This is a genomic window from Rhodovastum atsumiense (genome assembly GCF_937425535.1).
In the GTDB taxonomy this organism is placed as follows: domain Bacteria; phylum Pseudomonadota; class Alphaproteobacteria; order Acetobacterales; family Acetobacteraceae; genus Rhodovastum; species Rhodovastum atsumiense.
This window is the reverse complement of record NZ_OW485603.1, coordinates 37,679-59,930: the sequence shown is the minus strand read 5'-3', so window position 1 is coordinate 59,930 and position 22,252 is coordinate 37,679. Positions and strand designations below refer to the sequence as shown.

Genomic DNA, 22,252 nt, shown 5'->3' with positions numbered 1-22,252 from the left:
CAGACTGGCTACAGTCGAACCTAATGATCCACACGCGCTGCGACCGCGCGCCCAGGATTTAACGAAAATCCGGATGCCGTGGGCATCGGCCAGAAACTCAAGCTCCCGGAGAGCCGTGCCAGCCCCCCTGCCCGCCTTGTGTCTGCCCTCCAACAACAGGACCAGAGGCGGCCCTCACTCGACAGCCGCACCCGCCCCGTCATCGAAACCAAGTTCGGCCCGCAAGCGTGGGTAACGCGCCGGATCGAGCGCCCGGCGATCCTGCGCCATCTCGCGCAGCGCCTGGATCCCTGCCTCGGTGAACACCGCTTTGAAGCCGATGCGATCCGGCACGATCTCGACCAGCCTACGGTCCAGCATGCCCTGCATTGCCAGCGGAACCTTCGGCTGCCCCTTCTGTGGGCCGCTGTGCCAGGCGCGCAGGTAAATGCCGTCGACCAGGCCCGGGTACTGTCCAAAGCGCTGCCCCATTTCCCAACGAATCAGGTCGCGTTCCTTCGAGGTGAAAGCCGAGCCGCCGGCGGCGGATGGATGAGGCATGGCGGTTCCTCCGGGCCTTGAGAGCCACCGTAAATAGCACGATTGGCCTGGCCAACCGCTTGGCGTGGCCGTGTTGGCAGGACTGTGCGGAACCTGATAGCACCTGATCAGGGTGCTCAAGTTCCCCTGCATAACCGAGCTGACGTTGTCGGTGCTATTGGTGCATCCAGAATCTGAAACGGTCTCCAAACTCGTCCCGCTATTCGCTGAACTGTGCTCAGATCCTTCAGCAATTGCTGCAGGTCCGAGAAGATGCTGCTCGAACTGCCGTCCACGTTATCGTCCTTCTGGTCGGCCTGGGCGGTGACCCTCATGGCGACAGCCCTTCCGACCGTAGCGACTCAAAAAGTGTGGACTCTTGTGACGCCTGGGCAGTTCATCTCGATTCCACCCTGCCAAAAGCGTGAACCTTTGCCACACCCGAATAGCGCATTTTCCTTTCCTCACGCTAGAAATCACGACTTTTGAAGTTCTTAGCCGCGGTCCGCCTGTTCCGGAACGGGTGTAGACTTTTGCGACGTCTGGGTGCTCGCCCTACTCCGCATCCTGCCAAGCAGTGTGGGGTTTTGTGACGCTTGGCCCATTCGCGCCCCTCCGAGTCGCGGACGCGTGGGGTTTTGCGACGCCTATGCTGCAGGGGCTGTTATCCACAGTTAAGCCGAATTATCCCGTGGACTCTTGTGACGCAGCCGTGGACTCTTGCGACGCTGTATCCGGCTAACCTATTGACGTCCGAAGTTATCCCGTGGACTTTTGTGACGAAGCAAATAGATTAATTACTACTAGCTTAGCTAGTAGGGTGCGTCACAAGAGTCCACGTTGCCTACCTCTCCGGAACGGTCGATAGTCCGGCACACAAGGAGGCAGCTGTGAGCAAGATCCATCGTCTGGTCCGAGAGCACGGGCATGCTAACGCGCGGCTTATGGTGCCAGCTGAGGAAAGGCATTTAGTAGACAATGCCGCCTACATTCTTGCGCAGGAAACGCTTTCGCTCGGAATTACCTACTCTGGTTTTTGTCTAACTGCCCTCCCTCATCGCCAGCTCGGCACGGAAGAGCGCTGGGAACGCCGTGGCCACAATATCACCTTAGTCGTCGAGCCAGGTGTCCTGTTTGACCATCAGGGCGTCACAAAAGTCCATGGTGTGCCTTATGGCAGCCGTGCCCGCATGATCCTGCTCTATCTGCAAACACGCGCCGTTCAGGCCAGCTCTCCCGAAGTTGAGCTGGGTCGAAGCATGCGAGACTGGCTCGGCAGAATGGGAGTATCCATTGGGGGCAAGACGGTACGGGAAATCCGCGATCAAGCAGACCGGATCTCAGCTTGCCGCCTGACCTTTCTATGGCATGGCGAAAAGCAAAACGCTTTCACCAAGGACAGCATCGTCCAGCATGGCATCCAATTTTACGACAAAACTGACAATCAAATGCAGCTTTGGGTTGACACGGTCAAGCTGTCGCCAACCTTCTACGCCGCCCTGAAGGACCATCCGGTTCCAGTGGCTGAGGCTGCTCTGCAGAAGATCTCGAATAGCTCGCTTGCACTCGACATTTACATCTGGCTCGCCTACCGCCTACACAGCATCCAACAGCCTACCCCCGTATCCTGGAGTGCACTACACACGCAATTTGGTGCTGGCTACAAGCTTGTCCGGCAGTTCAAATCTCGGTTCATTGGCCCATTGAAAGAGGCATTGTCAGTGTACCCTGAGGCACGGATCGACCTAGACGAGAAAGGAATCGTCTTGCGGCCCTCGCCTCCCCCCATTGCAAAACACACCTATCAAGTACTACTAAATAGCGCTTGAACTGCTTTGGTCTTGCCGTGTGGGATCGCATAGTGGGGCTTCTCTGAACTGAACAATGCCTTGTAAGGCGTCAAGAAAAGAGCAGTTTCTAGGCCTTTGGACGAATTTTGACCCGTATCACAGCACAGGCGAAGCTGACGAAGGCTGCGTAGCTGGTGGTAGTCTTGTCGCAGCGCATGGCGACGCGCTTGAAGCGCTTCAGCTTGCCGATGGCCTGCTCGATGCGCACGCTCAGGCGATAAAGGGCTTTCGAAAAGAAGCGGTGGCGCTGTCATACCCCTTGTCGGGGACGACGATGCGCGGGCGGATGTCGGGACCGATGTCGAGCGAAATCTTGAACTGAGTAATGTCGCTCGCCTGGCCGCCGGTCCGGTGGAAGTCGAGCAGTCGGCCGTCAAGATGGGTCTTAGATGGATTTTCGTCGAGAAGCCGCCGCACGAACGGCCGAGCGCCTGCCCCTGTTGCCCCCTTTTGCGCGGGCGGCCGAGACGTGGGCATGGGCAGTCGTGCTGTCGAAGAATTGCGCCAGATGTGCGCTTTGGCTGCGTTCAGCAAGCAATTGGAAGAACGCCTCGAACACACCAGAGCGGCTCAGCCGCCAGAACCGCTTCCAGACGCTGTTCTATTTGCCGAACTCCGCCGGCAAGGCTCGCCACGTGATATGTGAACGGTGAAATAATGCACCGCTTCCAGAAATTTCCGGTCGTCGTGCTCGGGTTAGCCACGGCTCGATTGAGCCGCGTCGAAAACCTCCAGCACGACCGCCTAGTCCTCTTCCGTCATGCCCGGCCCTCCAACGCCGGTGACGCAGTGATTCGAAGAATGCCCAATCAGAGAATCGGCCAAAATCGTATGTCAGGGATTCCGTCTATAGGGCCTAAGGAAGAGGCTCCTGCATCCGTGCTGTAACCGCTTCCGCTTTTCTATTTATCAGCAACGTTACCTTCTTTTTCTTCCGACACCACCTGTAGTTGCGCGAGCGCGGTTTCCAATGCCGTAATCTCCGCTGTAAGTTTTGCGATCTGTGCCTTCTTTCGGGCGATCTCATTTCGGATACCGAAATGCCTTCGCCCTTCCTCGTCTCGGTATCGCTTAACAGCGGCCTGAATTTCCCGGACCGGGCCGTTGGGAAGCATGCCTTCCTGCACTAGAGCGCGCATCGTGGGCTCGATCTTGTCGGCCGGCAGGGTTGCAATGAGGTAAGCACCACTCAGGTTCTTTGGCACAGCGGGCTGGAGTGAAGGCGGGATTTTCCCTTCATCCCAAGCCCCGGCGATCAGACGCAGCTTGCTAGCCGTGGTTTCGTGGATTCGAACTATGCCCTCAGCAAGGAGGGCTCGGTAGCCTCCGTGCCCTGTGATCCTCCGAATGGAATTCAGCTTCCGCCCAATGTCCAGCAGGGTATCGAACGCACTCTCATAGTCTCGGTTAGCCGCATCAATATCCGAGACAAGGGCTTGCAACCCCTCTTCGCCAAGGTCACCAATATGTGGACGAAGAATCTCGCGCGTGCGTCGAAGGAGTTGATTAGCTTCCATCTGGCTCTGGAGGCCACGCCGCGCTCGGTAATCCGAAATATCTGGAAGCCCGACTACACCCACGACCTGTACATCAGTAGCTACAACTTCCGCAGCAACAACAGGCGTGTTCCCGGCAGAGTTTTGCTGTTCGAGACTGCCCGGATTTTCCTCCCTGTCTCCCTCCTTGACGGGATCGGTGAACGATGGGGGCGCAGATTTGTCCGTTTTGCTTCCTTGCCCCGGTTTGATCAAAAGTCGCTTTGGAAGACTCACGGCGTTACTCCCAGTTTTGCGGCACACCAGGCCCATAAGCCCATAAAATTCCCGTGGGCAGGGATAGCGTCGTCATCTACTGCAGCAAGACCATTATCCACGGCGCGCGCAAGGTCATCGCGCTGTGGAATAGTGTCTGCCCAGACAGCCCCGCGCTCTTTGAGCATGTCACGGGCTTCCCGGGTGATAGACCGGCCGGTCGTCGTCTTATTGATGACGAACATGGCACGACCGGGCGTCGCCTCCCACCACGTCATGAAGTCGCGGACGTATCTGACGGATTGACCATATGGCTCCGTAGGTATCAGAACGACGTCCGCCACAATCCCAAGTTCTCGTAAATACGCCTGATTCGCTTCCTCAATACCCGGGGGTGTATCAACGACAATAATATCTCGGTCGCGAACAGCCTCGACTTCGGCGCGCCAATACTTAATCGCACCGGCCCGGACCGTGATCTTGTGCTTTTCCTCGATGATTGGGTGCTTGTCGCGCAGCTTCGCCCAGTCCCAAAGAGACCGCTGGCCGTCGAAATCAAGGCCAGCAACTAAATGGCCCGCGCGCGCACCGGCAGCAAGCATATTCAGAGAGATCATCGTTTTTCCGACACCTCCCTTGGGGGCAAAAATCATTAAAATCTTTGGTCGATGTGAGCCTGCACCCACGCTGGCAGGTCTTTCTATGGTGATCTCGTCTGACACCACACGCTCCTGTTATGGGTGCGTAACCCTAGCCCCATAAAGACTGTCGCGAAAGAGATGCCTCACAGATGATCCCTTGGTATGTCCAAAGGTGTGGCAAAAATTCAGTAGTGTGGCATTCACGCAGCTAACTTTCATCGATGAAAGTTTCATTGAGCCCTCCGCCACGGCATCAAAAACTTTCATCGATGAAAGTTAGCTGCTTCCCTTGAAGAAGCAGCTGCATCAAATGATGTTACAATGCCCCGCTAGGCTTGTGCCATCACCACGGATGAACAGCGCCCGACCGCAATGTGCTCCTGGTCGGGAGTCGCATCATCGCGGCAAGCCGACACACACCGTCGGCGGCGAGGGGATGGGCGTCGATTTGGATCTTCCCGATCGGGAAGAACGAGGTTGCGCCATGCCTCGGCAACGCTTATTCTTCCCGATCGGGAAGTTTTAGGCACCGATGATTAGGAATGCAGCGGATTTCGGGGAGCTCGTGCGTCGATGCCGACGCCAGAAAAAGCTCACCCAGCGTGACCTCGCTCTGGTGGCCGGGGTAGGGGAACGGTTCGTGATCGAACTCGAGGGTGGGAAGCCAACCTGCCAACTCGGCAAGTCCCTAGCGGTCGCGGCAGCACTAGGCATTGAGCTCACCGACTCCAAGATGCGTGCCGGGCAGCAGCTGGAGAAAGCTGATATCCCGGACGTGGACGTCCCCGACATCGAAGGGTGGACGCCATGAGCGGGATCCCCGTCTTCTATGAGACGGCGCTCGTCGGCACAATCACGGTCGCCGAGGAAGGGCCATCGTTCGCCTATGATCCCCGCTGGGCCGATGTGCGCGGTGCCTTTCCCGTCTCCCTGCGCATCCCCCTGGGGAGCGAGGCGCCTCCTGCAGTCCTGGTGCCGTGGCTCCAGAACCTGCTCCCGGAAGGCGTGCCGCTACTGACAGTCGGACAGGCGCTCGGCATCTCCCCGCAGGACGTTGTCGGCATGGTCGAGAAGATCGGCCGGGACACCGCAGGTGCCCTAAGCGTTAGCCGTCCTCGGCGCGGGAAGGCACCGCGCTACCGCCCGGTGCCGGACGAGGCAGCACTCGAACGGATCATCGCGGAGCTCCCCGCGAAGCCGTTCCTTGTGGGCGATGAGGGCGTCTCGATGAGCTTGGCGGGCGCCCAGCAGAAGCTGCCCTTGGCCTTCGCCAACGGTAGGTTCGCCATCCCGATCGACGGGGCGCCGTCGACCCACATCCTGAAGCCCGACAACAGTAGATTGTATGGCAGCGTCCAAAATGAAGCGCTCTGCTTGGTCCTGGCGCGCCGCGTTGGACTGAGCGCCTCAACGGTGACCACCGGCGTCGCCGGTGAGCGCTCGTATCTGCTGGTGACGCGCTACGACCGCCTTTTCCGCAACGGCAGGTGGCTCCGGCTGCATCAGGAGGACTTCTGCCAGGCACTGGGCAAGTCGCCGGGGGCGAAATACGAGCACAACCGGACGGGCATCAAGGGGCCATCCCTGAAGGATTTCTTCGCGCTCGCGCGGCAGCACATGGAGGCCGGTGACGTCATCGCGCTCTTGCGCGCCGTCATTCTCAACGTGTTGCTGACGAACGTAGATTCGCACGCGAAGAACTACTCGATCCTGCTCTCCGCGCGTGGTGCCCGACTGGCTCCGCTATACGACCTGATGTGCGGCGCCGCATGGGCGAACGTCACCCAAAACATGGCGCAGGACATCGGCGACAAGAACCGGGGTCGCTACATCTACGCACGGCACTGGCGCCGCATGGCGGAGACCTGCGGCCTGAGCGGGACGGCTGTCCTGCATAACGTCGCTGCGCTAGCCGAGAAGGTGGCCGCCGAGGTGGTGCCAGCCATGGAAGAGGTCGAGAGCATGCCTGCGGGCAGCCACCCGATGCTGAAGCGCTTCGCCGGAGAGATCGTAGACCGGTGCGCACTCGTCGCCAAGAACCTCCGGGAGGATGGCCCCCAGGACGATTTCCCGGACGAGTCGCAAGAAGACTCCGAGCCCGCTCCGGAGCCGAGGTTGGACGAGATCGTGTCGTCGCCAAGCGGATCATGACGGGGTGCCACGAAGGCACGAAGACCGGTTTACGTTAGAGAGAAAAACAAGAATGTTATTGATAAGTTATAAAATTGAGATAAAACTAATTGAGCAGGCCTACGCTCCAATCTCCGCTCTCTAATTTATTGAGAATTAGCAATAAACTGTTGTTAAGCGCGTGGAATCCCCAGAAAAGGCATTCGTTATAAAATCGCGATAATGAATGGTTATCACGCCTGAAGGCTGCCTTGCGCAAAACATGCATTTCATGTATTTTGCGTGAGATCAGTGGGTTTGGAGGCTACGGATGTCGACAGGAGCTATGCTGGAAATTGGGTGACGGCCCGATCAGGCGGCGGTCTGCACTGGGGCCTCGATGACCTCGAGGCCGTTGCGGAATCTGACACCTCGGACGACCTTCGGCAACTGGTTCTCACCCTTCAGGCGGCGCCATGTCTTGGCAGCCATCATCACCAGTTTGAAAACCATGAGGCGGGCAGTGTCCTGCGAGAGCGCGCCCTTGGTCCGCACCGTGCGTAGGCGAACGGTGGCGAACACGCTTTCAATCGGGTTCGATGTGCGCAGATGATCCCAGTGCTCGGCTGGGAAGTCGTAGAAGGTCAGCAGCGCGTCACGGTCCTTGAGCAGGCAGGCAACGGCCTTGGCGTATTTCGCCGCATATTTCTCGGCGAACGTATCCACGGCGTCCTCGGCCGTGGCACGGTCAGGCGCCTGCCAGATCTCGCGCAGGTCATGCTTCACCGCGGGCTGAACCGACTTGGGCAGCTTGTCGAGGATATTCGCGGTTTTATGCACCCAGCAGCGCTGATGCCGGGTGGTCGGGAACACCTCCCCCAGTGCTTTCCAGAAGCCGAGACTTCCATCTCCGGTGGCCAGCCGCGGCGCGACCGCCAGCCCGCGGGCCTTGAGGTCGACCAGCAGCTCGTGCCAGCTCTGTGCGCTCTCGCGCATCCCGACCTGAAAGCCCACGAGTTCCTTCTTGCCCTCCGGGGTGGCGCCGATCAGGACCAACATGCACTCGGCCTGCGGCTCCATGCGCGCCTGTAGATAGACGCCATCGGCCCAGAAATAGACGTAATGCCGGGCCGACAGGTCACGGTGCTGCCAGCGCGTATAGTCGGCCTGCCATTCGTCCCGCAGGCGGCCAATGACCGAAGGCGACAGGTTCGGCGCCTCCGGGCCGAGCAGCGCCGTCAGCGCTTCCTGGAAATCGCCCATCGAGACCCCACGCAGGTAGAGGATCGGCAACAACGCATCCAGGCTGCGTGTCCGCCGCGCCCAGCGCGGCAGCAGCGCCGAGGTAAAGCGGATCCGCTCCGCTTCCGACGGGGCGCCGCGATCGCGCAGCTTCACCCGCTGCACCGGAACCGGCCCGATGCCGGTCTGCACCAGGCGTTCGGGCCCATACCCGTGCCGCACCAGCCGCTCGCGTCCGTCCGGCAGGCGCAAGCCGCGCATTTCCGCCAGGAACGCCTCGGCTTCCGCTTCCACCGCCTGAGCCAGCAGGCGCCGGGCACCGTTCCTCAGCACCGCTGTCAGCGGGTCATCCACCTCATCAGGCTGACGGAGGGCAACAACTCTGGTATCGCTCGTCATGGCGTATCGCTCCTTCGGGAGGTTCGGGCAGGCTCGTCACCAGCCTCGATACGCCGCCTCACTCAGGCCGTCGTCACCCAGTTTCCCCCATAGCTCTGTCGACAGGCGATCCCGTCGTGACCACAGCAGGCGAACTGGTTCGCCAGTTCTCCCACTACAGCGACATTGCCCTCGCGCGCCCGGTGATGGTGACCAAGAACGGCCGCCCGCGTACGGTGCTCCTGTCTGTGGAGGAATACGAGCGGCTCAAGCAGCGCGACCAGCTGGCATTCCGCGCCGCCGACACGCCCGAGCAGTTCCTGCCTGAGATCGAAAGGCTGGCGCGCGACGGCGCATGACCAGCAATGCGCCACCGCCGGGGAGCGTCATTCGCTACGCCTATCTCTGGGCCGATGAGAACGCCGCTGGGCGGGAGGAAGGGCGCAAGGATCGGCCCGCCCTGGTGCTGGCGCTCGCAGTGCAGATCAGCGCGGCGCACACCCAGATCTTGGTCCTGGCCGTCACCCACACGCCGCCCACCGATCCGGCCGATGCCGTCACCTTTCCGGCGACGGAAAAGCGCCGCCTCGGCCTGGACGATCTGCCATCCTGGATCGTCACCACCGAGGGCAACGCCTTCATCTGACCGGGTCCGGACGTGCGACCGGTGCCGAACCACCCGCCGGGGACCATGACCTATGGCGAGGTCTCACGCGCGCTGCTCCGGCAGGTTGCTCAGTCCTATCTCGCCAACCGCGAGCGTCAACGAACACGGCTGGTGGCCCGAACATCTTGATGGTGGAGCCTCGGCCTGGAAGCGTTCCCCTGTCCGCCAGCAGATCCGGGTGTCGCCGCAGCAGCCGGAGCAGCAGCGACGTGGTGGCGTTGCCAGCGAGCCGTTGCGCTCCCCGCCATCGACCGCAGGAACACCCCGACCGCGGCGGCGGCCTGCCGCTGCGACAGGCCGAGGTCGGCCAGGATGCTCCGGATGCCGACATGGGCGCCGTCATGGGCGGGGCGGCCTCGGCCGTCTCCTTCCATTGGGATAGACCTGCGGAACGTCTGGCCGCCGTGCGGCCGCATCCGGAGGTTCGCTATGCAGACCAAGGGTCGTCAGGACCACATCATCGAACAGGCCGTTGCCCTGGCGAGGGACGCCGCCCCTAATTTGACCTCGATCCTCATCACCCATTACCCGGACATTGAGACCCTGGACACGTTCCGGCCGGGCGAAACCGACCTCGGCACGGTCGCCGCGGTGAACAAGGCCGTCGCCACCGAGTTGGCCGCGGCCGGGGTGCGGGTGTTCGTCCAGCTTGCCGACCGCGCCGCCTTCCGCCGGTGGATGTCCGGGCGGCCTGACACGCAGGAGAACCGCTGGGCGTGGCGCGACCGCCGCCACCTGCTGCACGGCGCGGCCGCCCTGAAGGCGCTCAGCGCCGACCCGACCCTGGCGGGTTCCCGCCCTAAGCTCAGCGCTGCGCCCGGCTCGCTGGCCGACCGCCTTCTGGACGCCTTCGCGGACGAGGACAGCTCCGAGTTCGACGATCTCGTGCACGACCTTCTGGCAGCCGGGCGGAGCAACGTCCTGGACCTTGCGGTGCGCAAGACGGGGGACCGCCTCGGCGAGGAGGCCGCCGAGGATCTGCTCGGGGAACTCCTGGCGGTGGCGGAGGGGGCCGAGATGGGTCCGTCGGGATGGGCGGAGCTGGTAGCCCTGCCCGTGGCGCTCCCAGCATCCAACGTGCCGGACGCAGCTGCGCTGCGCGACAGCTTGCTCGAGGCGGGCGTCCTGCCCGCCACCGACGACGTCCGCTTCCTTCCCGGGTGGCGGTCCCCCGAGGCGCTCGACAGCCTCGACCCCGCCGCGGTGCGGCGCGTGCTGATCGACATGGTCGCGGGTGCCGAGCCGAACGATCTGCCTCCCGCCGACGCGGACAAGCTGGCGGGAATGGGCTTCGGCTTCCTGCTCGGTCTGCAGGTCGACTGGTCGATCCCGCTGTGGGACGAAGTGGCCGTTAACGGACCGCCCCAGGAACCCGAGGAGGACGAGGCGACGCCGGAGGACGCGGCCCAGGCGGCCGCATTCGACCGTTGGCGGTCAGCCGTCTTCGACGCGGCGGGTTGCGTGGTGCTGGACCTCGTCCGCCTGTCCGAGGTGCCCGGCGAAATCACCGATTTCCTGGCGGACGCCGGGCAGCAGGTCGGTGGCCTGGAGGAGATCCGCGCGTTCGTTGCGGCGGCCCGGCGCGAGGCGCCGGATGAGGAAGTCGTCTGCCGCCCGGAGATCATCGCGGACGGCCTGGAGCTCTCGCTCTACACCCAAGGCGGCCGTTTCCTCAGCAGTATGGTCGTGACCGCGGACAAGCTGCCAGCCAAGCCAGAGGAAATCCTGCTTGTTGTCGGCTCGCTGGTTCCGCTGGCGAAGGATGTTCCGGGCCGCTGAAGGATTTCAACAGAGGCACCTGCTGGTGGCGGCACCCAGCCTTCGGAGGTTGTGTTGCAAAGTTGGTGAACGGGTCGAGGGTGGTTGTGGATGCAGCGGAGTTCAGGCGGCGATGTCGAACAGCCTGGCAATGAAGGCCACCTGTGCCTTTATGTCCCGACCGTCGATCCTGCGAACCTGCCCTTTCTTCATCATCGCCATCGCCTCGTAGCCCGCCAACGTTCGTCATGCTGTTCGGAAACTGCCGAAGCCAAGCCCAGGCATTGTCAGGTTCGCGGTCTCTGGCCGGAACGATGCGGCTGGGGCATTCTGCCGAGATGACCTCCGAGCCCGCCACCGGCTCTGTTGCGAAATTCGACGTGGGCTGAAGATCGGGTATGGTCGCCAGGGATGAGCGGCGGAAGGGCCTGACGGTGGCAAGCTTCAAGGGGCGGCATTTCAGCGGCGATGTGATCCTCTGGGCGGTGCGATGGTATTTGATATTCCCGATCAGCTACCGGGATTTCGAATTGATGCTGGCTGATCGTGGCGTGAAGGTTGACCATACCACCCCGTTTCGTTGGATCCAGGCCTACGCGGCCGAGTTGGAGAAGCGGCTTCGCCCCTATCTGCTGCCCTGCACCGGTTCGTGGCGGGTCGACGAGACGTACATCAAGGTGAAAGGCCGCTGGAACTACCTGTATCGGGCGGTTGACAGCCGGGGCCAGACCATCGATTTCCTGCTCAGCGTGAGACGGGACGCGGCGGCGGCGAAGCGATTCTTCCGCAAGGCGCTCGGCCAGCCGCACACGGTGAACCCGCGCACGATCACCGTCGACAGGAACGCCGCCTATCCGAAGGCCGTCACCGAGATGAAGAGCGATGCCGAGCTGTGGCGGCGAACCCGACTGCGGCAGTGCAAATACCTCAACAACATCGTCGAACAGGATCATCGGCGGATCAAACGGCTGACGGAGCCTGGGCTTGGCTTCGGCAGCTTCTGGACGGCACGACGAACATTGGCGGGCTACGAGGCGATGGCGATGATAAGGAAAGGGCAGGTTCGCAGGATCGACGGTCGGGACATGAAGGCCCAGGCTGCCTTCATCGCCAGCTTGTTCGACATCGCCGCCTGAATCTCAGTTCGTCCAAGGAAGCGCTCGACCTGTTCACCGAGTTTGCAACAGAGCCTCCTGCGCTTGGCTTCAGCAGTTTCCGAACAGCACGACGAACGCTTGCAGGCTACGAGGCGATGGCGATGATGAGGAAAGGGCAGGTTCACAGGATCGACGGTCGAAACATGAAGGCCCAGGCTGACTTCATTGCCAGATTGTTCGATATTGTCGCCTGAACCACGCTGCATCCAGAACAGCGCTCGACCCGTTCACAGACTTTGCAACACAACCATCTGCTGCGAACCCTCGCTCGCTGCCCGGCGCAGCTGACACGAAAGACAGGCCCATGCTTGAATCGCTTCCGACGGCCGCGGCCGCGTTGAACCTGCTCGGCACGTTGATAGCGCTGCCCCCCGGCGATCCTGCCCACCGCGCCGCGCGTGCGGCCCTGCACGAGGATGGATGGTCGGAAGGCTGGCCTGGCAGCGATGCGCCCGGCTTCGCTGCCGCGGTCGCGGATCTCGTCGCGGCGGCGGAAGAGGCGGGGCTGGCCGAAGCCTACCGGCGGCTCTTCGTCGGGCCGGAGGCGCTGCCCGCGCCGCCTTGGGGCTCGGTCTATCTCGACCCGGAGAACGCGCTCTGTGGCGAGTCCCTGCTGGAACTGCGCGACTTCCTGCGCACGGCAGCGGTGCAGGTACAGAGCCACGACAAGGGGCCCGAGGACCACGCCGGGCTGCTGCTCTGGATAGCCGCCTGGCTGCTGGCCGAAGGGCGCATAGCCGAAGCCGACGTGTTGCTCGGCGTGCATCTGCTGCCCTGGGGGCCACGCTTTTGCGAGCGCCTGGCTGAGGCAGCGGACGCGCCCTTCTATCGCGGTCTCGCCCGCCTGACCGCACTGACCCTGGAGGCGCTGCGCGCACACCACGGCATCGCCATGCGGGAGCGGCAACTCTACCTATGAAAGCGAGCGGGGCAGAAGGTCCTCATCTTCCGCCCCGCCGTCGCAGGCGGCCCGGTCAGCCGTGGATGGCGAAGAAAAGATAGCGTCCGGCAAGCTCGCCCACGAGCAGCAGCGCCGATGCCACCGCGAGCAGGCCGATGCGCGTCGCCGGGCGCAGCGCGCCCCAGGCCGCCCAGGCAAGGCCCAGGCAGCCCACCCCCGCTACGCTCCAGCGCACCAGCCGCAGATCCGCATGCGCGTCCAGCGCCGCCGCCGAGGCAATGGGGAAGGTGCGGCCGACCTCCACCGCCGGCGCATGGACCGCCAGCAAGTAGTCGGGCCAAGCCACCAGTTGCACCAGCAGGCTGACTGCCACCGCCACCACGGCCAGAGCCAGTAGCCGCTGGCTGGCCTGCACCCCGGCCGCCGCTGCAGCGCGGTGCGCGCCAAGCCAGAGGCCGAGCACCGCGCCCAGCACCACGAGGCAGCCGAAGAAGCCGAGATGGGTGGCCGGCGTGGTCCAGGCGGCGACGCTCGTGCTGCGGTAGACCTCGCCCATGCACCAGGTCGCCGCCAGCCCGGCCACCGCTGCTACGGTCAGCCAGGGCAGCCGTACCCGTCCGGCTCGCCACGTTGCGAGGAAGGCGAGGCAGACGACCCCGATATAGGCGGAGGTGGCCAGGATCTCGCGGCTCAGCCAGGAGCTGCCGAGGTTGCGGATCGCGTTCGGCGCGTTCAGCGGATAGCCGAGATGGCCGAAGGAGGCGGCCAGCCCCGCGATCGCGAGCAGGCCGGCGCCGCCTAGCATCGGCAGCAGCACTGGCAGCCTTGCGGCCCGCGCTTCACCGCGCAGCAGCGCGCAGTCGGCAAGTCCGAGCACCGCCAAGCCAGCCGAGGCCTGCAGGCAGAGGGTGAAGATCACCAGCGGCCAGTCATGCATGGGGGCGTCCCTCCTTCTTGCTGCCGGCATGCGCCCGAACCACCAGGTTCGGGCGGGTGACGGCCGGATTTGGCAGGCCATTCACCTGGGCCAGCGTGCTGTGGCGCGCGCGCAACTCCTCGATTGGCCCGTATTCAATCGCGCCGAGCGGGCAGGCGCCGACGCAGACCGGCGGCTCGCCGCGGGCGAGGAGGTCGGAGCAGAAGTCGCATTTCGACATCTGCCCGGTCGCCTTGTTCATCTGCGGCGCGCCGTAGGGACAGGACCAGGCGCAGTAGCCGCAGCCGATGCAGCGCTTCGTGTCCACCGCCACCACCCCGTCCTCGGCGCGCTTGTACATCGCGCCTGTAGGGCAGTTCCTCACACAGATCGGATCCGCGCAGTGGTTGCAGGAGATCGACAGCGTATAGGCGAAGACGTCCTGCGTGTAGCCGCCCGTGCCGGTCGGCACGAAGCCGCCGCCGTGCACCTCGGTCACGCGCCGGAACAGGCGCGTGTCGTCGAGCTCATTCTTGTCCTTGCACGCCACTTGGCAGGCCTTGCAGCCGGAGCAGCGGGCGGAGTCAATGAAGAAGCCGAGTTGATTGCCCATGTCGGCGTGCTCCCTCAGGCCTTCCTGACCTCGACCAGGTTGGTCTGGTGCGAATTGCCGTTGAGTGGCGTGCGCCTGCGCGAGGTCAGGACGTTGGCGCAGCCGCCTCGGTCGATGCCGTCACGGTCGGGCGCCCACCACGCCGCCGATTGCAGCGCTACCACCCCGGGGATGATGCGCGGCGTGACCTCGGCGGGCACCACGGTGATGCCGCGGTCGTTGAACACGCGCACCGGGTCGCCCTGGTGGATGCCGCGCGGCTCGGCGTCGAGCGGGTTGATCCACAGCCTCTGCTGCTGCACCTGCTTCATCCAGGGGCTGACGAACATCGTGGAATTTGCCCGGTTCTTGCCTTTCCAGGTGATGAACTGCAGCGGGTAGCGGGCGGCGAGCGGATCGGATGGTCCCTCCGGCGACGGCACGTAGCGCGGCACCGCCGGGATCGCGGGGTTCTTCATGTCGTAGAGGCGCTTCGAGAAGATCTCGATCTTGCCAGAGGGCGTGGAAAATTTGTTGTTTTCCGGGTCGCGGATCTGCTTCTCGAAGGCGACATAGGATTCGCTGCCGGCGAACTTGTGGACTCTCCTGACCAGGAGTTCCTCGAAGGTCGGGACGCCCTCGCTCGGCATCGCCTTGCGGGTGTCCTCCACCAGTGCTGCGATCCAGTCCTTCTCGCTGCGGCCGAGGGTGAAAGCCTGCTCCACGCCGAGCTTGCGCGCCACCTCGGCCAGCCACTCGTAATCGGAGCGGCATTCGAAGGGCGGCTCGACCAGTTTCTCGGAAAGCACGAAGTAATTGCCCGACCCCCAGGTCGCACCGAGGTTCCACCGTTCCATGAAGCTGGTTTCCGGCAACAATACATCGGCGTAGCGTGCGCTCGGAGTGAAGTAGAGGTCGCTACAGACGATAAACTCGACCTTCCTCTCGTCCTCCAGAAGCTTCACCGTCGCGTTGATGTCCGGGTTCTGGTTGGCCATGTAGTTACCGGCCAGGCAGAAAATCATTCTGATATCGGCATCGAGCTTCTCGGCGCCGCGCAGCCCGGTCGTTGGGGTAATCTGCGAAGCGTCCTCTACCGCCTCGGTCCAGGTGGTGATGTTGATCTTGCCCTTAACCGGATTAGCCAGCATGTCGGGCGAGGCTGGGAACTTGCGGTTGCCGATGCCACCATAGCCGCAGGCCCAGCCGCCGCGGATCCCGACATTGCCGGTCAGCGCGGGCAGTACCGAGCCTCCACGGGCGGTGCGCTCGCCGCAGACATGCCGCTGCGGGCCCCAGCCCTGGATCAGTGCCGCCGGCTTGGCAACGGCATATTCGCGAGCGAGGTGGCGGATCGTGGCGGCAGGCACCCTGGTGATGCGCTCGGCCCAATCCGGCGTCTTGGGCGTGCCGTCCTTCTCGCCGAGCAGGTAGGACTTCCAGGACTCGCCTGGCGGCACGCCTTCCGGCATATGCACTTCGTCGAATCCGATGCAGTAGGTATCGAGGAACTTCTGGTCCTGCAGGCCTTCGCTGACGATGACGTAGGCCATCGCGTCCATCAGCGCGTTGTCGGTGGTGGGCAGCAGCGGCACCCACTCGTCGGCATAGGCGGCGACCGTGTCCGAATAGCGCGGATCGACCACCACGATGCGAATGCCCTTGTCCTTCGCTCTCTGCAGATAGTGGTTCAGGTGGCCGAAGATCGTCTCCGTGGGGTTGTGGCCCCAAAGGATGATCAGCTTCGAGTCCAGCAGTGTGTCGAGCGAGTTGCCGGTGGCCGCCGTGCCATAGGTGTAGGGTGTGATCGCCGCCGTGTTGCCCATGCTGACGGAGTGATAGTACTCCAGATGCCCTCCGGTCAGGTTCAGCAGGCGCTTGACCATGGTATGGCCCGAGAAAGCTCCCCCGCTGACCGCAGTGTTGTTGTGCACGAAGCGTGCACCTGGCCCGTAGGTCTCGCCGATGCGCTTCATCTGCGCGGCGATCAGCGTGGTCGCCTCGTCCCAGGTGATGCGCTCGAAGCGGCCTTCGCCGCGCCGGCCGACCCGCTTCATCGGATATTTCAGCCGATCGGCGTTGTAGACGAAGCGCCGATAGCCACGGCCGCGCACGCAGGCGCGCATGATCGGCATGTGTTCGTCGAGATCGGCGTCGGGCCGCGTGCTGATGCGAGTGACTACGCCGTCCTTCACATGGGCGCGGATGTCGCACTTGCCGCCGCAGTCGAAGGTGCTGCAGGTCTGTACGACGCGTTCTCCGCCGGCAGGCAGTGGCGGGGTGGTCGCCTGGGCGCTTGCGTCGGAGACGTACGTGCCGGCGACGAAGGGTACGGCAGCGAGCGCCGAGCCCGCGACGAAGCTGCGCCGCGTCAGCACCGCGCGCGGGTCACGCGGATTGGGATTTCCCATGCGGAATTCTCCTCAGGGTCGGAGTCGGATCGGCTGCAAAGCGGCCCGCGCGCAGCGCAACTGGCCGCGGGTGGGATTAGTCCGTTGTTAGAAGCCGCTGGCGGGCGCGGAGCGCGTCGCGGCGTGTCTGTGCTGACGCTGACAACCACATGCGAGGCGCAGCGTGCCAAGGCCGTGTGGCTGATGTTCCGACATTCTCGCGGACCGCGCGCGATGCGGCATCCCGGAGACAGAAGCGATCCACGTGCAGAACTCCTGTCGTGGCTGCCCGGTTGTGTACCCGTGATGGCGCCACGATTTCAGCGCCACCTGTATACGCCCTCGCAGCAATGACGGCAAATTGAAGGCTGCCGGCCGGCGTTGTCAAGTTGACGGCCTATGGCTACGCTTGGTGGCACCGGACGAGGTTCCTCGTGTTCATGCTGCGATCTGGACGCACGTCTCCTGTGGCTCTGTTGCGAAATTCGACGTGGATCGGAGATCGGGTATGATCGCGTAGGATGAGCGGTGGTAGGGCCTGACGGTGACGAGCTTCAAGGGGCGGCATTTCAGCGGCGAGGTGATCCTCTGAGCGGTGCGTTGGTATCTGATGTTCCCGATTAGCTACCGGGATCTCGAGCTGATGCTGGCCGATCGCGGCGTGGAGGTCGACCACACCACCCCCTTTCGTTGGATCCAGGCCTATGCTGCCGACCTGGAGAAGCGGCTTCGGCCCTATCTACGCCCTTGCACCGGTTCCTGGCGGGTCGATGAGACATATAACAAGGTGAAGGGCCGCTGGACCTATCTGTATCGGGCGGTCGACAGCCCGGGTCAGACCATCGACTTCCTGCTCAGCGCGCGACGGGATGCGGCGGCGGCGAAGCGGTTCTTCCGCAAGGCGCTCGGCCAGCCGCACACGGTGAACCCGCGGACGATCACCGTTGATAAGAATGCTGCCTATCCGAAGGCCGTTGCCGAGATGAAGGGAGGCGACGAGCTGTGGCGACGCACCAAGGAGTTGGCACGAGCTATGCTGGAAATTGGGTGACGGCCCGATCAGGCGGCGGTCTGCACTGGGGCCTCGATGACCTCGAGGCCGTTGCGGAATCTGACACCTCGGACGACCTTCGGCAACTGGTTCTCACCCTTCAGGCGGCGCCATGTCTTGGCAGCCATCATCACCAGTTTGAAAACCATGAGGCGGGCAGTGTCCTGCGAGAGCGCGCCCTTGGTCCGCACCGTGCGTAGGCGAACGGTGGCGAACACGCTTTCAATCGGGTTCGATGTGCGCAGATGATCCCAGTGCTCGGCTGGGAAGTCGTAGAAGATCAGCAGCGCGTCACGGTCCTTGAGCAGGCAGGCAACGGCCTTGGCGTATTTCGCCGCATATTTCTCGGCGAACGTATCCACGGCGTCCTCGGCCGTGGCACGGTCAGGCGCCTGCCAGATCTCGCGCAGGTCATGCTTGACCGCGGGCTGAACCGACTTGGGCAGCTTGTCGAGGATATTCGCGGTTTTATGCACCCAGCAGCGCTGATGCCGGGTGGTCGGGAACACCTCCCCCAGTGCTTTCCAGAAGCCGAGACTTCCATCTCCGGTGGCCAGCCGCGGCGCGACCGCCAGCCCGCGGGCCTTGAGGTCGACCAGCAGCTCGTGCCAGCTCTGTGCGCTCTCGCGCATCCCGACCTGAAAGCCCACGAGTTCCTTCTTGCCCTCCGGGGTGGCGCCGATCAGGACCAACATGCACTCGGCCTGCGGCTCCATGCGCGCCTGTAGATAGACGCCATCGGCCCAGAAATAGACGTAATGCCGGGCCGACAGGTCACGGTGCTGCCAGCGCGTATAGTCGGCCTGCCATTCGTCCCGCAGGCGGCCAATGACCGAAGGCGACAGGTTCGGCGCCTCCGGGCCGAGCAGCGCCGTCAGCGCTTCCTGGAAATCGCCCATCGAGACCCCACGCAGGTAGAGGATCGGCAACAACGCATCCAGGCTGCGTGTCCGCCGCGCCCAGCGCGGCAGCAGCGCCGAGGTAAAGCGGATCCGCTCCGCTTCCGACGGGGCGCCGCGATCGCGCAGCTTCACCCGCTGCACCGGAACCGGCCCGATGCCGGTCTGCACCAGGCGTTCGGGCCCATACCCGTGCCGCACCAGCCGCTCGCGTCCGTCCGGCAGGCGCAAGCCGCGCATTTCCGCCAGGAACGCCTCGGCTTCCGCTTCCACCGCCTGAGCCAGCAGGCGCCGGGCACCGTTCCTCAGCACCGCTGTCAGCGGGTCATCCACCTCATCAGGCTGACGGAGGGCAACAACTCTGGTATCGCTCGTCATGGCGTATCGCTCCTTCGGGAGGTTCGGGCAGGCTCGTCACCAGCCTCGATACGCCGCCTCACTCAGGCCGTCGTCACCCAGTTTCCCCCATAGCTCCGCCGAAGCACGGTGCAACACATCGCTCACCACGAACGGCAGCGTCGGCACGCGACGCTGGTCGCCATAAGTCTCGACCTCACCGCCAGCCTGACCGACCAGGCCATCGATGTGTTCGACCGCCTGATCGGAGCTCTCTTTCGCAAAGCCGAGGGACGGCAGACCCGCGCCTTCCAGTCCGATGCCCGGGCCATCAACGACAAGATCCGTCTCTTTGCCCGTGTCGGCGATGCGCTGATCATCGCCCACGACAAGAAGCAGGATGCCTTCGGCGTGCATTGTCAAGTTCGCAGCCTCTGGCCGGAACGATGCGGCTGGGGCATTCTGCCGAGATGACCTCCGCAGCCCGCTACCTACCCGGGATACCGCTTCCCAGCCGAGATCATCAGCTACGCGGTCTGGCTCTACCATGTCTTTGGCCTGAGCTTCCGAGAGGTGGAATTGATCCTGGCCGAGCGGGGCGTCACGGTCAGCCACGAGAGCATTCGGCAGTGGTGCCACAAGTTCGGCGCCGACTTCGCCCGCAAGCTCCGGAGACGATGGCCAAAGCCGGGCGACATCTGGCACCTTGATGAGGTTTTCCTGCGGATCAACGGCGAGCTGCACTATCTCTGGCGCGCGGTGGACCAGCACGGTGTCGTACTCGACATCCTGGTGCAGGGCCGCCGGAATGCGGCCGCGGCGAAGCACTTCTTCAAGCGCCTGCTCGCTGGGCTGAGGTACAAACCGAAGCGCCTCATCACCGATGGCCTGCGCAGCTATGGCGTCGCGCACCGCGAGATCCTACCCGAGGTGAAACACCGGAGCAGCCGGTATCTGAACAACAGAGCGGAGAACTCACACCGGCCGACGCGACGTCGAGAGCGGCAGATGCAGCGGTTCAAGTCATCGAAGCAGGCTCAGCGCTTCCTGTCATCGCACGCCATGATCTACGGTCACTTCCGGCCGCGGCGCCATCTGATGACCGCCGCTCAATACCGGCGTGCGCGCGCCGAGGCCTTCCGGGTGTGGCGACAGGAGACGTGCGTCCAGATCGCAGCGTGAACACGAGGAAAGTCGTGCGGCGCGACCAAGCGCGGCCATAGGCCGACAACTTGACAATGCCCGGCCGTGGTCGCTGGATGGACAACGTCTTCATTGAGCGGCTGTGGCGGTCGCTGAAATACGAGTGCGTCTACATGAACGCCTTCGAGACCGGCAGCGAGGCACGGTCCGGCTTGGGAAGGTGGATCGACTACTACAACACAGAACGGCCCCACTCGGCCCTCGGCGGACGGACCCCGGCCGAAGCCCACGCGGGGCTCCCGGTCGGCAGCAGACTGGCGGCGTAGCAGCAACCCGGGCCAAGCTTATCCAAGCCGCCAAACTGTCCGGGATCCGGGGTCCACCTCACCGCCACAGGCTGCCGGGCATGACCAGGAGGTGCTCTGGCCGGCCCGGCACTCGCATTGGCGACGCTGCACTGGCCCTGTTGCGTATCCGCAGGGAGACCGCGTCGCCATGGCCTCTCCTCAGGAGCCGGCCTCGGTACTGCGGAGCGTCATCGTCACCACCCCTGACAGAACCAGCGCCAGGATCATGAACATGAACGCGCTGGAATAGCTGCCACCCCCCGTCTTGATGAGAAAGCCGATGATCGGCGGCGATACCACCCCCGCGAGCTGGCCGCCGAAGTTTACCACCCCGGAGGCCACTCCCATGATCCGCGAGGGAATCTTGTCCATCAGCATGCCCCAGAACATCGCCATGGCGAAGAACATGAAGAATGACGAGACACACTGATAGATTACGGCCGCGTTGGCGCTCTCAACCGAAAAGGTCAGATAAAGGAAGCCCGCGCTGACCGCTGCCGTCAGCACGTACCACCATTTACGATTGCTCTTGAATTTGTCTGAACAGTAGCCACCCAGCAGTGTGCCGACCGTGCCGCACAGGAACGGGACGGCCGCCAGCACGCCGGTCTGGGCAAGGGAGAAGCCCCGGATTTTCATCAGGTAGCTCGGCAGCCAGGACGAAAATCCCCAGAATGTGATGTCGAAGAAGAACCAGATAAACGCCATCTGCCACAGCACCGGCTGCTTCAGCACATTCGCCAGTGGAACTGGCGCATCAACCGCCCCGGCCCCGGGCTGTACGGCCCTGTCCGCCTCGAGTTCGTCCAGCTCCTCGCGGCTGATGGCCGGATGGTCCTTGGGCCGATCGCGGTAATACCAGTACATGCCGGCTGCCACCAGCAGGCCGGGCACACCGAGCGCCACGAAGACCGTCCGCCAGCCGAAGGCACCGATGATGCTGGCGGCAACCACTACCGCGAGTGCCGGTCCCAGCGTGTTGACCGAGGACTGGATGGCCGTGGCACGTCCTCGCTGCCCGGAGGGGAAATAGGTCGCAATCGCCTTCCAGGAAGCCCCCGGAAAACTCCCTTCCCCGACGCCGAACAGGAAGCGCACTGCCAGCAGGATCGGCATGGTCAGCGCCATGCCCGTCAGGCTGGTGAACACCGACCACCAGGTGATGGCCACCGCCATCACCTTGCGCGGACCAAACCTGTCGGCCAGGAGGCCGCCGGGAATCTGGAACGCGGCATAGCCGACGAAGAACGCGCTGATGATCAGTCCCTGGCTTGTCGTGTCGATCTTGAGGTCGGCCCCGATGAAGGGCAGCGAGACGCTCATCACCATGCGGTCAAGGAACGACATCATCCAGCCCAGCCAGATGAGCGTCAGCACGCCGTAGCGTACCTTCCAGGTTCTGCCTGCCGCGAGCGGAGGCGCAGCGGCCGGGATGTTATCGATCTGCATGTTCCACCACTGTCTGTCCATGCGGACGGACCGGACAAAGACCAGCCCGTGCCTTTTTGTTTCCTGCGGCTTTAGCCGCGTGCCCTGGAGCATTTTCCGTTCGCATTGGCTCACGGCAAATGCTCCAGGTCTTCGTTTTCAGAGCATGATTCACGC

The 22,252-nt window shown here is 63.5% G+C and carries 20 protein-coding genes and 3 pseudogenes; 11 read left to right on the top strand and 12 right to left on the bottom strand.

Annotation, left to right across the window (positions count from 1 at the left end):
* Positions 1 to 174: 174 nt before the first annotated feature.
* A complete protein-coding gene (locus tag NBY65_RS30260) occupies positions 175 to 540 on the bottom strand; it encodes a hypothetical protein (RefSeq protein WP_150045526.1) in 366 nt (121 codons plus the stop codon).
* 869 nt (positions 541 to 1,409) lie between these two features.
* Between NBY65_RS30260 and NBY65_RS30255 the strand changes: the two genes are divergently transcribed.
* Positions 1,410 to 2,348 carry a replication protein RepA gene (locus tag NBY65_RS30255; protein WP_150045525.1) on the top strand — a complete coding sequence of 313 codons (939 nt, stop codon included), beginning with the start codon at positions 1,410 to 1,412 and terminating at the stop codon, positions 2,346 to 2,348.
* An 88-nt stretch (positions 2,349 to 2,436) separates the two neighbouring features.
* Here NBY65_RS30255 and NBY65_RS30250 read toward each other — a convergent pair whose 3' ends face one another.
* From NBY65_RS30250 to NBY65_RS30235, 4 genes are all read right to left on the bottom strand, one after another.
* On the bottom strand, positions 2,437 to 2,577 hold the full coding sequence (locus NBY65_RS30250; protein WP_162530894.1) for a hypothetical protein: 141 nt from the start codon (positions 2,575 to 2,577) through the stop codon (positions 2,437 to 2,439).
* A gap of 2 nt (positions 2,578 to 2,579) precedes the next feature.
* Positions 2,580 to 2,786, bottom strand: coding sequence for a hypothetical protein (locus tag NBY65_RS30245; RefSeq protein WP_162530893.1), 207 nt, complete (start codon positions 2,784 to 2,786; stop codon positions 2,580 to 2,582).
* 485 nt (positions 2,787 to 3,271) lie between these two features.
* Complete coding sequence (locus NBY65_RS30240) at positions 3,272 to 4,141, bottom strand: hypothetical protein (RefSeq protein ID WP_150045524.1); 870 nt, start codon at positions 4,139 to 4,141, stop codon at positions 3,272 to 3,274.
* Positions 4,138 to 4,842, bottom strand: coding sequence for a ParA family protein (locus tag NBY65_RS30235; RefSeq protein ID WP_150045523.1), 705 nt, complete (start codon positions 4,840 to 4,842; stop codon positions 4,138 to 4,140). The genes NBY65_RS30240 and NBY65_RS30235 overlap by 4 nt, the downstream gene beginning before the upstream one ends.
* A gap of 451 nt (positions 4,843 to 5,293) precedes the next feature.
* On the opposite strand from NBY65_RS30235, the gene NBY65_RS30230 reads away from it, so the two are divergent.
* Both NBY65_RS30230 and NBY65_RS30225 read left to right on the top strand, forming a co-directional pair.
* A complete protein-coding gene (locus NBY65_RS30230) occupies positions 5,294 to 5,572 on the top strand; it encodes a helix-turn-helix domain-containing protein (RefSeq protein ID WP_150045522.1) in 279 nt (92 codons plus the stop codon).
* The gene (locus NBY65_RS30225) at positions 5,569 to 6,912 is read left to right on the top strand and encodes a type II toxin-antitoxin system HipA family toxin (protein WP_150045521.1); all 1,344 of its coding nucleotides are present in this window, start codon (positions 5,569 to 5,571) and stop codon (positions 6,910 to 6,912) included. The genes NBY65_RS30230 and NBY65_RS30225 overlap by 4 nt, the downstream gene beginning before the upstream one ends.
* A 330-nt stretch (positions 6,913 to 7,242) precedes the next feature.
* Here the strand turns inward: NBY65_RS30225 and NBY65_RS30220 are convergent, their stop codons facing one another.
* Positions 7,243 to 8,511, bottom strand: coding sequence for an IS256 family transposase (locus NBY65_RS30220; protein WP_250265971.1), 1,269 nt, complete (start codon positions 8,509 to 8,511; stop codon positions 7,243 to 7,245).
* A gap of 116 nt (positions 8,512 to 8,627) precedes the next feature.
* Here NBY65_RS30220 and NBY65_RS30215 point away from each other — a divergent pair, with 116 nt between their 5' ends.
* The 5 genes from NBY65_RS30215 to dmsD all read left to right on the top strand — a co-directional run bounded on the left by NBY65_RS30215 (position 8,628) and on the right by dmsD (position 12,991).
* Positions 8,628 to 8,849: a type II toxin-antitoxin system prevent-host-death family antitoxin gene (locus NBY65_RS30215; RefSeq protein ID WP_203330765.1), complete on the top strand. Its 222-nt coding sequence runs from the start codon at positions 8,628 to 8,630 to the stop codon at positions 8,847 to 8,849.
* Positions 8,846 to 9,136, top strand: a complete 291-nt coding sequence (locus NBY65_RS30210; protein ID WP_150045704.1) for a hypothetical protein — start codon at positions 8,846 to 8,848, stop codon at positions 9,134 to 9,136. Before NBY65_RS30215 ends, NBY65_RS30210 begins: the two co-directional genes overlap by 4 nt.
* Before the next feature lie 450 nt (positions 9,137 to 9,586).
* Positions 9,587 to 10,936, top strand: a complete 1,350-nt coding sequence (locus tag NBY65_RS30205) for a hypothetical protein (RefSeq protein ID WP_150045705.1) — start codon at positions 9,587 to 9,589, stop codon at positions 10,934 to 10,936.
* A gap of 377 nt (positions 10,937 to 11,313) precedes the next feature.
* Positions 11,314 to 12,051, top strand: coding sequence for an IS6 family transposase (locus NBY65_RS30200; RefSeq protein WP_150045706.1), 738 nt, complete (start codon positions 11,314 to 11,316; stop codon positions 12,049 to 12,051).
* A 325-nt stretch (positions 12,052 to 12,376) separates the two neighbouring features.
* Positions 12,377 to 12,991, top strand: coding sequence for a Tat proofreading chaperone DmsD (gene dmsD / locus NBY65_RS30195; RefSeq protein ID WP_150045707.1), 615 nt, complete (start codon positions 12,377 to 12,379; stop codon positions 12,989 to 12,991).
* Between the two features lie 55 nt (positions 12,992 to 13,046).
* Here the strand turns inward: dmsD and NBY65_RS30190 are convergent, their stop codons facing one another.
* Genes NBY65_RS30190 through NBY65_RS30180 form a run of 3 tightly spaced genes read right to left on the bottom strand, consistent with a single transcriptional unit; the run spans position 13,047 to position 16,892 of the window.
* Positions 13,047 to 13,910 (bottom strand): dimethyl sulfoxide reductase anchor subunit family protein, encoded by an 864-nt coding sequence (locus NBY65_RS30190; protein WP_162530917.1) that lies wholly within the window; start codon positions 13,908 to 13,910, stop codon positions 13,047 to 13,049.
* Complete coding sequence (locus NBY65_RS30185) at positions 13,903 to 14,502, bottom strand: DMSO/selenate family reductase complex B subunit (RefSeq protein WP_150045709.1); 600 nt, start codon at positions 14,500 to 14,502, stop codon at positions 13,903 to 13,905. The genes NBY65_RS30190 and NBY65_RS30185 overlap by 8 nt, the downstream gene beginning before the upstream one ends.
* 14 nt (positions 14,503 to 14,516) lie before the next feature.
* Positions 14,517 to 16,892, bottom strand: coding sequence for a DMSO/selenate family reductase complex A subunit (locus NBY65_RS30180; RefSeq protein WP_150045710.1), 2,376 nt, complete (start codon positions 16,890 to 16,892; stop codon positions 14,517 to 14,519).
* A gap of 574 nt (positions 16,893 to 17,466) precedes the next feature.
* On the opposite strand from NBY65_RS30180, the pseudogene NBY65_RS30175 reads away from it, so the two are divergent.
* Positions 17,467 to 17,874, top strand: a pseudogene (locus NBY65_RS30175) (IS6 family transposase); the annotation flags it as partial.
* A 56-nt stretch (positions 17,875 to 17,930) separates the two neighbouring features.
* Here the strand turns inward: NBY65_RS30175 and NBY65_RS30170 are convergent.
* Together NBY65_RS30170 and NBY65_RS30165 are read right to left on the bottom strand one after the other, a co-directional pair.
* Positions 17,931 to 19,199, bottom strand: a complete 1,269-nt coding sequence (locus NBY65_RS30170) for an IS256 family transposase (RefSeq protein ID WP_250265970.1) — start codon at positions 19,197 to 19,199, stop codon at positions 17,931 to 17,933.
* Between the two features lie 36 nt (positions 19,200 to 19,235).
* Positions 19,236 to 19,574: a hypothetical protein gene (locus NBY65_RS30165; RefSeq protein WP_150045893.1), complete on the bottom strand. Its 339-nt coding sequence runs from the start codon at positions 19,572 to 19,574 to the stop codon at positions 19,236 to 19,238.
* Between the two features lie 69 nt (positions 19,575 to 19,643).
* Here NBY65_RS30165 and NBY65_RS30160 point away from each other — a divergent pair.
* Both NBY65_RS30160 and NBY65_RS30155 read left to right on the top strand, forming a co-directional pair.
* Positions 19,644 to 20,339 (top strand): annotated as a pseudogene (locus NBY65_RS30160) (IS6 family transposase); the annotation flags it as partial.
* A 50-nt stretch (positions 20,340 to 20,389) separates the two neighbouring features.
* Positions 20,390 to 20,626: pseudogene (locus NBY65_RS30155) on the top strand (integrase core domain-containing protein); the annotation flags it as partial.
* A gap of 180 nt (positions 20,627 to 20,806) precedes the next feature.
* On the opposite strand, the gene NBY65_RS30150 reads toward NBY65_RS30155, so the two are convergent.
* Positions 20,807 to 22,210, bottom strand: a complete 1,404-nt coding sequence (locus NBY65_RS30150) for an MFS transporter (protein ID WP_203330773.1) — start codon at positions 22,208 to 22,210, stop codon at positions 20,807 to 20,809.
* Between the last annotated feature and the right edge of the window lie 42 nt (positions 22,211 to 22,252).

What these genes read in the sequence shown, in the direction of transcription:
- NBY65_RS30260 (WP_150045526.1), bottom strand. Translation starts at nt 540, where the DNA reads ATGCCTCATCCATCCGCCGCCGGCGGCTCGGCTTTCACCTCGAAGGAA.
- NBY65_RS30230 (WP_150045522.1), top strand. Translation starts at nt 5,294, where the DNA reads ATGATTAGGAATGCAGCGGATTTCGGGGAGCTCGTGCGTCGATGCCGA.
- NBY65_RS30225 (WP_150045521.1), top strand. Translation starts at nt 5,569, where the DNA reads ATGAGCGGGATCCCCGTCTTCTATGAGACGGCGCTCGTCGGCACAATC.
- NBY65_RS30220 (WP_250265971.1), bottom strand. Translation starts at nt 8,511, where the DNA reads ATGACGAGCGATACCAGAGTTGTTGCCCTCCGTCAGCCTGATGAGGTG.
- NBY65_RS30210 (WP_150045704.1), top strand. Translation starts at nt 8,846, where the DNA reads ATGACCAGCAATGCGCCACCGCCGGGGAGCGTCATTCGCTACGCCTAT.
- NBY65_RS30205 (WP_150045705.1), top strand. Translation starts at nt 9,587, where the DNA reads ATGCAGACCAAGGGTCGTCAGGACCACATCATCGAACAGGCCGTTGCC.
- NBY65_RS30200 (WP_150045706.1), top strand. Translation starts at nt 11,314, where the DNA reads ATGGTCGCCAGGGATGAGCGGCGGAAGGGCCTGACGGTGGCAAGCTTC.
- dmsD (WP_150045707.1), top strand. Translation starts at nt 12,377, where the DNA reads ATGCTTGAATCGCTTCCGACGGCCGCGGCCGCGTTGAACCTGCTCGGC.
- NBY65_RS30190 (WP_162530917.1), bottom strand. Translation starts at nt 13,910, where the DNA reads ATGCATGACTGGCCGCTGGTGATCTTCACCCTCTGCCTGCAGGCCTCG.
- NBY65_RS30185 (WP_150045709.1), bottom strand. Translation starts at nt 14,502, where the DNA reads ATGGGCAATCAACTCGGCTTCTTCATTGACTCCGCCCGCTGCTCCGGC.
- NBY65_RS30180 (WP_150045710.1), bottom strand. Translation starts at nt 16,892, where the DNA reads ATGGGAAATCCCAATCCGCGTGACCCGCGCGCGGTGCTGACGCGGCGC.
- NBY65_RS30170 (WP_250265970.1), bottom strand. Translation starts at nt 19,199, where the DNA reads ATGACGAGCGATACCAGAGTTGTTGCCCTCCGTCAGCCTGATGAGGTG.
- NBY65_RS30165 (WP_150045893.1), bottom strand. Translation starts at nt 19,574, where the DNA reads ATGCACGCCGAAGGCATCCTGCTTCTTGTCGTGGGCGATGATCAGCGC.